Source organism: Polynucleobacter sp. AP-Feld-500C-C5, from assembly GCF_018882265.1.
Taxonomy (GTDB): domain Bacteria; phylum Pseudomonadota; class Gammaproteobacteria; order Burkholderiales; family Burkholderiaceae; genus Polynucleobacter.
On sequence record NZ_JACVOW010000001.1, the window covers coordinates 88458 to 100463 of the forward strand.

Here is a 12006-nt window from a genome sequence, read left to right on the forward strand (position 1 = left end):
GCATGCTACAACCAAAGCGTCGTAAGTATCGTAAGGAACAAAAAGGCCGTAACACTGGCGTGGCAACACGCGGTAGTTCTGTAGCCTTTGGTGACTTTGGCTTGAAGGCCGTTGGCCGTGGCCGTCTGACTGCTCGTCAAATCGAGTCAGCACGTCGCGCAATGACCCGCCACATTAAACGTGGTGGTCGTATCTGGATTCGTATTTTCCCAGATAAGCCAATTTCACAAAAACCTGCTGAAGTACGTATGGGTAACGGTAAAGGTAATCCAGAGTACTACGTAGCTGAAATTCAACCAGGCAAAGTGCTTTACGAAATGGATGGTGTGGATGAGACTTTGGCGCGCGAAGCTTTCAAGCTTGCTGCTGCTAAGTTGCCTTTGCAGACCACTTTCGTGATTCGCCACTTAGGTTGATCGGGATAGAGATTATGAAAAATAAAGAATTAGCAGCCAAAGATCTGACTGGCTTGAACGCAGAATTAACAGAGCTCTTAAAGACTAACTTTAAGCTCCGTATGCAAAAAGGCACTCAGCAACTCACCAATACCAGCCAATTGGGTAAAACGAAGCGCGACATTGCTCGTGTGAAGACTTTTATTGCCCAAAAGACTGCGCAGAAATAAGGAAAAAGGGATATGACAGAATTATCTAAACCCTTACGCCGCACCCTCGTGGGCCGCGTTGTTAGCGACAAAATGCAAAAAACTGTGACCGTGTTGGTTGAGCGTCAAGTAAAGCATCCCGTGATTGGTAAGTATGTTGGCCAGTCCAAAAAGTACCACGCTCATGACGAAACTAGCACCTACAAGATGGGTGATACGGTTGAAATTGCTGAATCTAAGCCAATTTCACGCACCAAATCTTGGGTTGTAACCCGTTTGGTTGAGGCTTCAAAGGGTATTTAAGGTATTTTTAAGGGATTTTGGCGAAGTTTCTTACCAAATCCCTGTTTTACGTAGTAGAATAGAAGGCTTCTCTGGTTTTATTGGAGAAGCAGTGTTTTTCATTAATTCCGGGTTTTAATTTTCGTTAAAGCCCATAGACGGAACCAAGACTGTTTGCCTTTGGCCAATAAGTTGGGGATTAGAAATGATACAAACCGAAAGTAGATTGCAGGTCGCCGATAACACTGGCGCCAGTGAAGTTTTGTGCATCAAGGTATTGGGCGGCTCTAAGCGTCGTTACGCCAGTATTGGTGATGTCATTAAGGTGACTGTTAAGTCAGCCGCTCCACGTGGCCGTGTAAAAAAAGGTGATATTTATAACGCTGTTGTAGTGAGAACAGCTAAGGGTGTTCGCCGTCCAGACGGTTCATTGATTAAGTTCGATGCAAACGCTGCGGTATTGCTCAACGCTAAGCTAGAGCCAATTGGCACACGTATCTTTGGACCAGTTACACGCGAATTGCGTACTGAAAAGTTCATGAAGATCGTTTCTCTCGCCCCCGAAGTGATTTAAGAGGCTGATATGAAAAAGATTCGTAAAGGTGATTCCGTAGTTCTGTTGACTGGCCGTGATAAAGGCAAGCAAGGAACTGTTACAGCCATTCTCGATGAGAAGTTAGTCATCGAAGGCGTGAATATTTATAAAAAGAGCGTTAAGCCAAACCCAGCTGCTGGTGTAACCGGCGGCATGATTGACAAGACTATGCCTGTTCACATTTCTAATGTGGCCTTGGTTGACGGTAACGGCAAACCATCACGTGTTGGTATCAAACTCGTTGACGGTAAAAAACAGCGTTTCCTCAAAACCACTGGCGCGACATTAAGCGCATAAGGGGCACGGAGAAATTATGAGCACACGTTTTCAAGAACACTATCAACAAAAAGTTGTTGCTGATTTGATTACCAAGTTTGGTTACAAGTCTGTAATGGAAGTTCCACGTATCACCAAAGTGACCCTGAATATGGGCTTGGGCGATGCAGTGAACGACAAGAAAATTATCGAAAATGCAGTTGGCGATTTAACTAAAGTTGCAGGCCAAAAGCCAGTGGTAACTAAAGCTAAAAAAGCGATTGCTGGTTTCAAAATTCGTCAAGGCTACCCAATTGGTGCCATGGTGACATTGCGTGGTCAACGCATGTACGAATTCTTGGATCGTTTCGTGACTGTTGCATTACCACGCGTACGTGACTTCCGCGGTATCTCCGGCAAAGCATTTGACGGTCGTGGCAACTACAACATCGGCGTTAAAGAACAAATCATTTTCCCTGAAATCGAATACGACAAGATTGATGCCCTGCGTGGTCTCAATATCAGTATTACGACGACTGCTAAAACCGACGAAGAAGCAAAAGCTTTGTTGGCAGCATTCAAATTCCCTTTCCGCAATTAAGAGGCTAACGTGGCAAAACTATCCCTGATTGAGCGCGAGAATAAGCGCGCAAAAACTGTAGAGAAGTACGCTGTTAAGCGTGCTGAACTCAAAGCGATCATTGCTGATCAATCGCGCAGCGATGAAGAGCGCTATGAAGCTCGCTTGAAGCTACAGGCACTTCCACGTAACGCAAGCCCGATTCGTCAAAGAAATCGTTGTTCATTAACCGGTCGCCCACGCGGCACATTCCGTAAGTTCGGTTTGGCTCGTAGCAAGATTCGTGAAATCGCCTTCCGTGGCGAAATCCCCGGTTTAACCAAGGCCAGCTGGTAAGCGGCGAAAGAATTAGGAGAACTCATGAGTATCAGCGATCCAATCGCCGACATGTTGACCCGGATCCGCAATGCGCAAGCAGTGCAGAAGCCTTTGGTCGCAATGCCGTCGTCAAAAGTTAAAGTAGCTATTGCAAAAGTTTTGCAAGATGAAGGCTATATCGAAAGTTTCGAAATCAAAGGTGAAGCAGCTAAACCAGTGCTCCACATTGATCTCAAATACTATGCAGGCCGTCCTGTTATCGAGCGTATTGACCGTGTATCTACACCAAGTCTACGTATCTATAAAGGACGTCATGACATTCCAGAAGTAATGAATGGCTTGGGCATTGCAATTATTTCAACCCCTCAAGGCGTAATGACAGACCGTAAAGCACGTGCAACAGGCGTGGGCGGCGAAGTTATTTGCTACGTAGCTTAAGGAGCGAAATATGTCCCGCGTAGGTAAATCACCAATTACAGTTCCTAAGGGCGCTGAAATCAGCATCAACGGTGCAAACATTACTGTTAAAGGTCCTTTGGGCACATTGACACACAACTTGCATCCTGCTGTTGGTTTGAAACAAGCAGATGGCGTATTGACAGTAGTTGTCAACAACGACTCACCAGAAGCTGGTGCACAGTCAGGTACGGCACGTGCTTTGGTCAATAACATGGTTGTTGGCGTTACTGCTGGCTTTGAGCGCAAGCTCAGCTTGGTAGGTGTTGGTTATCGTGCCCAAGCCCAAGGCGAAACATTGAAGTTGCAGTTGGGTTTTTCACACGACATTATTTACAACCTGCCAAAGGGTGTAAAAGCTGAGACTCCATCGCAAACTGAAATCATTATTAAAGGCTCCAACAAGCAACAAGTTGGCCAGGTTGCAGCGGAAGTTCGCGCATACCGTTCACCAGAGCCATACAAAGGCAAAGGTGTTCGCTACGTGGATGAGGTTGTGCATCTGAAAGAAACTAAGAAGAAGTAAGCGAGATTAGAAAATGAATAAAGACGAATCCAGACAAAGACGCGCTCGGCAGACTCGTATTCGCATTGCCGAAGCAATGGCAAATCGCTTAACAGTCATCCGTAGCAATACTCATATTTCTGCTCAGGTATATAGCCCATGCGGAACCAAAGTTGTGGCAGCTGCTTCAACAATGGAAAAAGAATTGCGCCAAGCGATCAAAAACGGCGGCAACGCTGATGCAGCGAAACAAATCGGCAAGTTAGTTGCTGAGCGTGCTGTTAAGGCAGGCATTGTTGATGTTGCTTTTGATCGTTCCGGTCATCGTTACCACGGCCGTATTAAGGCCTTAGCTGAAGCTGCGCGTGAAGCCGGCCTGAAGTTCTAATAGGGTTTAGGAAAAAACATGGCAAAAATGCAAACTAAGATGCAAAACGAAGAGCGTGATGATGGTCTTCGCGAGAAGATGATCGCTGTTAATCGTGTAACTAAAGTGGTTAAGGGCGGTCGTATTCTTGGCTTTGCCGCACTCACTGTAGTTGGCGATGGCGATGGCCGCATCGGCATGGGTAAAGGCAAATCAAAAGAAGTTCCAGTGGCTGTTCAAAAAGCAATGGATGAAGCTCGTCGCAAGATGATCAAAGTTTCCTTACGTAAAGGTACTTTGCAGCATACCGTTACTGGTCAACATGGCGCCTCACGCGTTTTGATTTCTCCAGCTAAAGACGGTACTGGAATTATTGCTGGCGGCCCAATGCGCGCAATTTTCGACGTAATGGGTGTAACCAACGTAGTTGCTAAGTCCCTGGGCTCTACAAACCCGTACAACTTGGTTCGCGCAACGATTGATGGTTTGAGCAAGATGAGTACTCCTGCTGAGATTGCTGCTAAGCGCGGTAAGTCAGTTGAAGAGATTCTCGGCTAAGACCAAAAGATTAGGACTCTACAAATGACAAAATCAAACTCCAAAGTCAAACTGCAATTAGTGCGCAGCTTGATCGGTACTCGTGAAAGCCACCGTGCAACTGTGCGTGGCTTAGGCCTTGGTCGTATTAATTCAGTTTCTGAATTGGAAGATACGCCAGCTGTTCGCGGCATGATTAATAAAGTTTCTTATCTAGTTAAGGTCGTTGGCTGATAACTAGCAAGTAAATAGGCGAAGAATATGGAACTCAATACACTCAAGCCCGCAGAGGGCTCCAAGAAAAACCGTCGTCGCGTAGGTCGCGGCATTGGTTCTGGCCTTGGTAAAACTGCTGGCCGTGGTCACAAAGGTCAAAAATCTCGTTCCGGCGGATTCCACAAGGTTGGATTCGAAGGTGGCCAGATGCCTATGTATCGTCGTTTGCCTAAACGCGGTTTCGTGTCTTTGACACGTCGTCATGTTGGCCAAATTACTTTGAACGACTTAGCAAAAATCAACTTGCCAGAAGTGGACTTGTTGACATTGAAGGCTCATGGCTTTGCTGGCGAACAAATTAATGCAGTGAAGGTAATTAAGACTGGTGAAATCAAGATTGCTGTAACCCTTAAGGGCATTACAGCAACTGCTGGCGCAAAAGCAGCTATTGAAGCGGCTGGCGGCAAATTGGTTGAAGCAGCGTAATAGGTCTTTTTACTCAAAATGGCATTAGCACCTACCAATAACTCAGGCACTGCAACAGCAGGAGGCAAGTTTGGCGAATTACGTCAACGCTTGATTTTCTTGGTGTTGGCTTTGCTCGTCTTCCGTTTAGGTGCCCATATTCCAGTTCCGGGTATTGATCCAGACCAGCTAGCACAGTTATTTGCTGGCCAAAAAGACGGTATCTTGGGAATGTTTAACTTGTTCTCAGGCGGTGCGTTATCTCGCTTTACTGTATTTGCCCTGGGAATCATGCCTTATATTTCTGCATCGATCATCATGCAGTTAATGACTATTGTGGTGCCTTCATTAGAGTCCTTGAAAAAAGAAGGCCAGGCTGGTCAGCGCAAGATTACTCAGTACACCCGTTATGGCACTGTGCTTTTAGCAACCTTCCAGGCATTAGGAATCTCTGTTGCTTTGCAAGCTCAGCCAGGGCTAGTAGTTAATCCAGGTTTGATGTTTGAAATCAATACTGTAGTGACTCTGGTAACTGGCACGATGTTCTTGATGTGGCTTGGCGAGCAAATCACTGAGCGTGGTTTGGGTAACGGTATTTCCATCATTATTTTTGGCGGCATCGTCTCTGGTTTGCCAAACGCTTTAGCTAGCTTATTAGAGCTAGTACGTACTGGCTCGATGAATATCATTTCTGCATTACTCATCGTTGTCATTTGCGTAGCAGTGACTTATTTTGTGGTATTTGTAGAGCGCGGTCAGCGTCGTATCTTAGTGAACTACGCTAAGCGCCAGGTTGGCAATAAGGTTTACGGTGGCCAATCTTCTTACTTCCCATTGAAGTTAAACATGGCAGGCGTTATTCCTCCAATTTTTGCGTCTTCAATTATTTTGTTCCCTGCAACGATTGCTGGCTGGTTTACTTCAGGTGAGCCAACCAACATGTTTAGCAGAATCATTAAAGACTTGGCAGCAACATTAGCTCCTGGCCAGCCTGTGTACACAATTTTGTATGCTGCAGCGATCATCTTCTTCTGTTTCTTCTACACCGCATTGGTATTTAACAGTCGTGAGACAGCAGATAACTTGAAGAAGAGCGGTGCATTTGTGCCGGGTATTCGTCCAGGCGATCAAACAGCACGATATATCGATAAGATCCTGGTGCGCTTAACTTTGGCTGGTGCAATTTACATGGTTTTGGTTTGTTTATTACCAGAATTTTTAGTGTTGAAGTACAACGTGCCGTTCTATTTTGGCGGTACTTCATTGTTGATTATTGTGGTTGTTGCAATGGATTTCATGGCTCAAGTTCAGTCATACGTGATGCAACAGCAGTACGGCTCTTTGATGAAAAAAGCCAACTTTAAGATGGGCGCTTAACTGAATGTCTAAAGACGATGTTATTCAGATGGCGGGAGAGATTATTGAGAATTTGCCGAACGCGATGTTTCGCGTGAAGCTAGAAAACGGACATGTGGTTCTAGGGCACATTTCTGGAAAGATGCGGATGCACTACATTCGTATTTTGCCGGGAGATAAGGTAACGGTGGAGATGACTCCTTACGACCTGACGCGCGCCAGAATCATTTTCCGAGCGAAGTAAAGATTAAGTAGTACCTATTTTTAAGAGGTGAGTTATGAAAGTTTTAGCATCCGTTAAGTGTATTTGCAGAAATTGCAAGATCATTAAGCGCAAACGCGTTGTGCGCGTGATCTGTTCTTCAGACGCACGTCATAAGCAGCGTCAAGGCTGATCTGGTTAATTAAGAGGAAATCTCATGGCACGTATCGCTGGGGTAAACATCCCAAATCATCAACATACTGTTATCGGTTTAACAGCAATTTTTGGCATTGGCACAACTCGTGCTCACAAAATTTGCCAAACCACAGGTGTTGCAATCGATAAAAAAGTTAAAGATCTTACTGACGCTGACTTGGAAAAGTTGCGTGATGAAGTAGGTAAGTTCATTACCGAAGGTGACCTTCGTCGAGAAGTAACTATGAGCATCAAGCGTTTGATGGACTTAGGTTGCTACCGTGGTGTGCGTCATCGTAAAGGCTTGCCTGTTCGTGGTCAACGTACCAAGACCAATGCGCGTACCCGTAAGGGCCCACGTAAGTCCGGCATCGCACTGAAGAAATAATCAAGAAAGTTTATTGACATGGCAAAACAACAATCCGCTTCCGCCGCTTCACAGCGCACTCGTAAGAAGGTTAAAAAGAACGTTGCTGACGGTATTGCACACGTTCATGCTTCTTTTAACAACACCATTATTACGATCACTGATCGTCAAGGAAATGCGCTTTCATGGGCAACTTCTGGCGGCCAAGGCTTCAAAGGCTCACGTAAGTCAACACCTTTTGCTGCTCAAGTAGCGGCTGAAGTTGCTGGTAAAGCTGCCGTTGAATGCGGTATCAAGAACTTGGAAGTTCAGATCAAAGGCCCAGGCCCAGGTCGTGAATCAGCAGTTCGTGCATTGAACTCATTGGGGATCAAGATCACTGAGATTCAAGACGTCACTCCAGTTCCTCACAACGGTTGCCGTCCTCCTAAGCGTCGTCGTATCTAAGCTAGGAAGTTGGCAGTACAAGTTTTAGTAGTTTTTTATTAAAGCCCACCGTTCATCTGATTTAAAGGGTGAACTCACCGCCGGTCGCAAGACTGCGGCAAAGAAAGGAAAGCATCGTGGCACGTTACTTAGGGCCTAAGGCCAAATTAGCACGTCGGGAAGGTACCGACTTATTTTTAAAGAGCGCACGTCGCGCCCTGTCAGACAAGTGCAAGTTAGATACTAAGCCTGGTCAACATGGTCGTACATCTGGCTCAAGAACATCAGACTACGGTAATCAGTTGCGTGAAAAGCAAAAGGTTAAGCGTATCTATGGCGTATTAGAGCGTCAATTTCGTCGTTACTTCGCAGAAGCTGAGCGTCGTAAGGGCAATACTGGCGAAACATTGCTCCAATTGCTAGAGTCACGTCTCGACAACGTGGTGTATCGCATGGGCTTTGGTTCAACACGTGCTGAAGCACGTCAGTTAGTTTCTCATGGCGCCATCATGCTCAATGGCAGCGCAGTGAATATTCCATCCATCCAAGTTAAGCCTGGTGATGTGGTTGCAATTCGTGAAAAAGCGAAGAAGCAAGCGCGTATTACAGAATCACTCAATTTGGTTCAGCAAATGTCTGCAGTTACCTGGGTTTCAGTTGATGCAGCTAAGCTGGAAGGAACATTTAAGCAAGTGCCCGACCGCGAAGATATTAGCGGTGAAATTAATGAAAGTTTGATCGTCGAATTGTATTCACGCTAATTAGGCACTATCAAGGAAAAAATATGCAAACAAATTTGCTCAAGCCAAAAATTATTTCTGTTGAAGCGCTTTCCGCCAACCAAGCTAAGGTTGTTATGGAGCCGTTCGAGCGTGGCTATGGCCACACACTCGGAAATGCATTACGTCGCGTACTCTTGTCCTCGATGGTTGGTTATGCACCAACTGAAGTAGCTATTGCAGGTGTAGTTCATGAATATTCCACATTGGATGGCGTGCAAGAGGACGTTGTAAACCTCTTGCTCAACCTCAAGGGAATCGTATTTAAGTTGCAATCCCGTGACGAAGTCACTATCAATTTGCGTAAAGAAGGCCCAGGCGTTGTTACTGCAAAAGATATCGATTTGCCACATGATGTAGAAATCATCAATCCTGATCACGTGATCGCTCACTTGTCTGCTGGTGGCAAGTTAGATATGCAGATTAAGGTTGAAAAAGGTCGTGGTTATGTTCCTGGTAATGTGCGTCAATACAACGACGAGACTACTAAGATCATTGGCCGTATCGTATTGGATGCCTCATTTAGTCCAGTAAGCCGCGTTAGCTATGCTGTTGAATCTGCTCGTGTTGAGCAACGTACCGACCTCGATCGTCTCGTAATGACCATCGAAACAAACGGTGTATTGTCTCCTGAAGAAGCAATTCGTCAAGCGGCTAGCATCTTGGTGGATCAGTTGGTTGTATTCGCAGCTCTTGAGAGCAGTGAAGTGTCTGGTGATCTTGCACCAAGTCGCTCTTCAATGGTTGATCCAATGTTGATGCGTCCAGTTGATGATCTCGAACTCACAGTTCGCTCTGCAAACTGCTTGAAGGCTGAGAACATTTACTACATCGGTGACTTGATTCAACGTACAGAGAATGAATTGTTGAAGACGCCTAATTTGGGTCGTAAGTCTTTGAATGAAATCAAAGATGTATTGGCTGCTCGTGGCTTAAGTCTTGGCATGAAACTCGAAAGCTGGCCTCCAGCTAACCTCGAGAAATAATTAGAAAGGAAGCATCATGCGTCACGGAAACGGCTTACGCAAACTAAATAGAACATCTTCACATCGTCTGGCGATGTTGCGCAATATGTCCAATTCTCTTTTGGAGCATGAAGTGATTAAAACCACTTTGCCAAAAGCAAAAGAATTGCGCATGGTTGTTGAGCCTTTGATTACCTTGGGTAAAAAAGACAACTTAGCAAACCGTCGCTTGGCATTTAATCGCACTCGTGATCGCGATATCGTGGCTAAACTCTTCACAGAGCTCGGCCCACGTTACGCAACACGTCCAGGTGGCTATCTTCGTATTTTGAAGTTTGGCTTCCGTCATGGCGACAATGCGCCTATGGCATTGGTTGAGTTGGTTGACCGTCCAGAAGTTGAAGAAACAGCAGTTGTAGCTGAAGAGGCTTAAGTCTCTTAGATACGCAAAAAGCCAGGCTTCGGTCTGGCTTTTTTCATTGATAGGTTTATAAATACGGTATGCCTCAAAACCCCTCAGTTACCGCCCCTGTTAATCCCAATCAGCTTCTGGTGGTGGTCACAAGCCTGCCTAATATGGAGATTGCCAAAAGCTTAGCTCGCGCTTTAGTGGAGCAAAAGATTGCTGCGTGCGTGCAACTGATTGATGGCGTCCATTCTATTTATCGCTGGGAAGGGAAGATTTGTGAAGAACAAGAAATTCTTCTATCAGCGAAAACTATCAGTAGTAAATGGCCAGAGATTTCGAGCTTTATTGAAGCTCGAAATCCTTATGACCTTCCCGAAATTCTGGCTTTTTCACCAGCACAATATGCACAGCAATACGGTGAGTGGGTAGAAGCTGAGGTAAATTCGAAGATATGAGAATGCAATCCTTTCTGAGAATGGTTATCACAGCACTTTCGCTGTTAATGACACCAGTTTTTGCTGCAACTGATTTTTTGCCACCAGAAAAAGCATTTCGGGTCGAGGCTAATTGGTTGGAAAACTCCAAGCAAGTTGAGATTGAGTTTATGCCTGCTAAGGGCTATTACCTCTATCAAGAATCACTCCAATTTCAAGTGGGAACTGAGCTCGGAAAGCTATATATAACAAGGCCTGCATTGCCAAAGGGTATAGAAAAGTTTGATGAAACTTTTCAGAAAAAACTGCAAGTGTATAAGCAGCCTTTTGTGGTTCTATTGGATGTTAATCCGGCCTCTGGTAGGCCTATTCATATTGAGCTAGGTTTGCAGGGTTGTGCAGAGGCTGGTATTTGCTATCCACCCATGACTCTAAAATTTCTATTAGCGGGCCCTGGTGTTAGAGCAGCGCCAATACCTGAAGTGCTTGATGGGGCCCAGGCTGCTGTTAACACCCAAGCTGATTTGAGCTTGACTGATTTATGGCGCGAACGAGACGACGTTAATGCGATTACCCGTTTTTTAGAGGGCACATCAACTGGCTATTTATTTCTTGCTTTCTTTGTTTTAGGGCTCGCTTTAGCTTTTACGCCCTGTGTTTTACCAATGCTGCCAATTCTCTCAAGTGTCATCTTCGGAACGCAGGGCGGTAAGGCGATCTCTAAGGGCCGCGCAAGCCTGCTTGCACTTGCATATGTCTTGGGTATGGCCTTGGTGTATTCCTTGGCTGGGGTCCTCATGGCGGCCCTTGGCGGTAGTGTACAAAGGGCACTACAAAGTCCACTTGCACTAGCCGCCTTCGCAATCTTGCTACTAGCTTTGTCGGGTAGCCTGTTCGGCCTCTATGATCTACGATTGCCTCAGTCATGGCATCGCCATATTGATCGTTTAGCTGGGCGCCAAAAGGGAGGTAGCGTTTTAGGCGCTTTTATCTTAGGCGGCATTTCTACTTTGGTTGCCAGCCCATGTATTACAGCCCCATTAGCAGGTGTTTTAGCGTTTATCGCCCAGACAGGTTCTATGAGTCTAGGCGCAGGATTGCTATTTGTGATGGCCTTAGGCATGGGCTTGCCACTCCTCTTTATTGCAATTGAGGCGCGTATTTTGATTCCCTCAACTGGTATCTGGATGGTCTGGTTACAGCGTACCTTGGGTGTCTTGTTGGTAGCTACCGCAGCGTGGATTGCCTCTCCTTTAATTCAGAAAAATGAACCTATTGGATCTGTCAAAACAATCAATGGCCAACGCATCCATCAGGTAGGAGAGCTATCTTTTGTGGTGATTCATTCACCAGCAGAATTAGATGCGCAACTTACGAAAGCGCAGCAAGAGCAAAAATGGGTCTTGTTAGATTTCTATGCAGACTGGTGTATTAGTTGCAAAGAAATGGAAGTGAACACCTTTACAAATCCAGAGGTCAGTAAAGAATTGAAGCAGTTGGTGTTATTGCAAGCCGATGTCACTGCTAACAGCCCAGAAAATCAGGCGCTACTAAAACGTTTTGGATTATTTGGTCCGCCGGGGATTTTGATCTTTAACCCAAACTCAGAAGAACAAAAAAAGCAACGTGTGATTGGCTATATGCCGCCTCAGCGTTTCATTGAGCGTTTGCAAAAGTTGCTGCGGAACTAATC

The 12006-nt window shown here is 45.6% G+C and carries 23 protein-coding genes; all 23 read left to right on the forward strand.

Features of this window, described 5'->3' with window-relative positions; translation table 11 throughout:
- The first annotated feature begins 2 nt into the window (after window positions 1–2).
- The 23 genes from rplP (at window position 3) to dsbD (ending at window position 12004) form a co-directional block, all read left to right on the forward strand.
- Window positions 3–416 carry a 50S ribosomal protein L16 gene (gene rplP, locus ICN21_RS00455; protein WP_071464443.1) on the forward strand — a complete coding sequence of 138 codons (414 nt, stop codon included), beginning with the start codon at window positions 3–5 and terminating at the stop codon, window positions 414–416.
- A gap of 14 nt (window positions 417–430) precedes the next feature.
- Entirely contained in the window at window positions 431–625 is a 195-nt protein-coding gene (gene rpmC, locus ICN21_RS00460; RefSeq protein ID WP_216175961.1) for a 50S ribosomal protein L29, read from the forward strand.
- Window positions 626–637: 12 nt separating this feature from the next.
- A complete protein-coding gene (gene rpsQ, locus ICN21_RS00465) occupies window positions 638–907 on the forward strand; it encodes a 30S ribosomal protein S17 (protein WP_215296102.1) in 270 nt (89 codons plus the stop codon).
- Between the two features lie 184 nt (window positions 908–1091).
- Complete coding sequence (rplN, locus tag ICN21_RS00470) at window positions 1092–1460, forward strand: 50S ribosomal protein L14 (RefSeq protein WP_087908804.1); 369 nt, start codon at window positions 1092–1094, stop codon at window positions 1458–1460.
- A 9-nt stretch (window positions 1461–1469) separates the two neighbouring features.
- On the forward strand, window positions 1470–1778 hold the full coding sequence (gene rplX / locus ICN21_RS00475) for a 50S ribosomal protein L24 (RefSeq protein WP_215296103.1): 309 nt from the start codon (window positions 1470–1472) through the stop codon (window positions 1776–1778).
- Window positions 1779–1794: 16 nt separating this feature from the next.
- Entirely contained in the window at window positions 1795–2337 is a 543-nt protein-coding gene (rplE, locus tag ICN21_RS00480; protein ID WP_215296104.1) for a 50S ribosomal protein L5, read from the forward strand.
- Between the two features lie 9 nt (window positions 2338–2346).
- Complete coding sequence (rpsN, locus tag ICN21_RS00485; protein WP_011901913.1) at window positions 2347–2652, forward strand: 30S ribosomal protein S14; 306 nt, start codon at window positions 2347–2349, stop codon at window positions 2650–2652.
- Between the two features lie 24 nt (window positions 2653–2676).
- On the forward strand, window positions 2677–3072 hold the full coding sequence (gene rpsH / locus ICN21_RS00490) for a 30S ribosomal protein S8 (protein ID WP_215296105.1): 396 nt from the start codon (window positions 2677–2679) through the stop codon (window positions 3070–3072).
- Window positions 3073–3082: 10 nt separating this feature from the next.
- A complete protein-coding gene (gene rplF / locus ICN21_RS00495; RefSeq protein ID WP_215296106.1) occupies window positions 3083–3616 on the forward strand; it encodes a 50S ribosomal protein L6 in 534 nt (177 codons plus the stop codon).
- Window positions 3617–3629: 13 nt separating this feature from the next.
- The gene (gene rplR / locus ICN21_RS00500; RefSeq protein WP_215296107.1) at window positions 3630–3983 is read left to right on the forward strand and encodes a 50S ribosomal protein L18; all 354 of its coding nucleotides are present in this window, start codon (window positions 3630–3632) and stop codon (window positions 3981–3983) included.
- An 18-nt stretch (window positions 3984–4001) separates the two neighbouring features.
- Window positions 4002–4520, forward strand: a complete 519-nt coding sequence (gene rpsE, locus ICN21_RS00505) for a 30S ribosomal protein S5 (protein ID WP_068947703.1) — start codon at window positions 4002–4004, stop codon at window positions 4518–4520.
- A gap of 24 nt (window positions 4521–4544) precedes the next feature.
- Window positions 4545–4733: a 50S ribosomal protein L30 gene (gene rpmD, locus ICN21_RS00510; protein ID WP_215296108.1), complete on the forward strand. Its 189-nt coding sequence runs from the start codon at window positions 4545–4547 to the stop codon at window positions 4731–4733.
- Between the two features lie 27 nt (window positions 4734–4760).
- A complete protein-coding gene (gene rplO, locus ICN21_RS00515; protein ID WP_215296109.1) occupies window positions 4761–5201 on the forward strand; it encodes a 50S ribosomal protein L15 in 441 nt (146 codons plus the stop codon).
- Window positions 5202–5219: 18 nt separating this feature from the next.
- Window positions 5220–6557, forward strand: coding sequence for a preprotein translocase subunit SecY (secY, locus tag ICN21_RS00520; RefSeq protein WP_216175963.1), 1338 nt, complete (start codon window positions 5220–5222; stop codon window positions 6555–6557).
- 4 nt (window positions 6558–6561) lie between these two features.
- Window positions 6562–6780, forward strand: a complete 219-nt coding sequence (gene infA, locus ICN21_RS00525; RefSeq protein WP_015420252.1) for a translation initiation factor IF-1 — start codon at window positions 6562–6564, stop codon at window positions 6778–6780.
- 34 nt (window positions 6781–6814) lie between these two features.
- Window positions 6815–6931, forward strand: a complete 117-nt coding sequence (gene rpmJ, locus ICN21_RS00530; RefSeq protein WP_012357167.1) for a 50S ribosomal protein L36 — start codon at window positions 6815–6817, stop codon at window positions 6929–6931.
- A 24-nt stretch (window positions 6932–6955) separates the two neighbouring features.
- Window positions 6956–7321, forward strand: coding sequence for a 30S ribosomal protein S13 (gene rpsM, locus ICN21_RS00535; protein WP_215296111.1), 366 nt, complete (start codon window positions 6956–6958; stop codon window positions 7319–7321).
- 18 nt (window positions 7322–7339) lie between these two features.
- Entirely contained in the window at window positions 7340–7747 is a 408-nt protein-coding gene (gene rpsK, locus ICN21_RS00540) for a 30S ribosomal protein S11 (RefSeq protein ID WP_088525623.1), read from the forward strand.
- Window positions 7748–7863: 116 nt separating this feature from the next.
- Window positions 7864–8487, forward strand: a complete 624-nt coding sequence (gene rpsD, locus ICN21_RS00545) for a 30S ribosomal protein S4 (protein WP_173954863.1) — start codon at window positions 7864–7866, stop codon at window positions 8485–8487.
- A gap of 23 nt (window positions 8488–8510) precedes the next feature.
- Window positions 8511–9491, forward strand: coding sequence for a DNA-directed RNA polymerase subunit alpha (rpoA, locus tag ICN21_RS00550; RefSeq protein ID WP_215319470.1), 981 nt, complete (start codon window positions 8511–8513; stop codon window positions 9489–9491).
- Window positions 9492–9507: 16 nt separating this feature from the next.
- Window positions 9508–9903 (forward strand): 50S ribosomal protein L17, encoded by a 396-nt coding sequence (rplQ, locus tag ICN21_RS00555; RefSeq protein WP_087908811.1) that lies wholly within the window; start codon window positions 9508–9510, stop codon window positions 9901–9903.
- A gap of 68 nt (window positions 9904–9971) precedes the next feature.
- Window positions 9972–10334, forward strand: coding sequence for a divalent-cation tolerance protein CutA (cutA, locus tag ICN21_RS00560; RefSeq protein ID WP_216175964.1), 363 nt, complete (start codon window positions 9972–9974; stop codon window positions 10332–10334).
- Window positions 10331–12004 carry a protein-disulfide reductase DsbD gene (dsbD, locus tag ICN21_RS00565; RefSeq protein WP_216175965.1) on the forward strand — a complete coding sequence of 558 codons (1674 nt, stop codon included), beginning with the start codon at window positions 10331–10333 and terminating at the stop codon, window positions 12002–12004. Before cutA ends, dsbD begins: the two co-directional genes overlap by 4 nt.
- The last annotated feature ends 2 nt before the right edge of the window (window positions 12005–12006 follow it).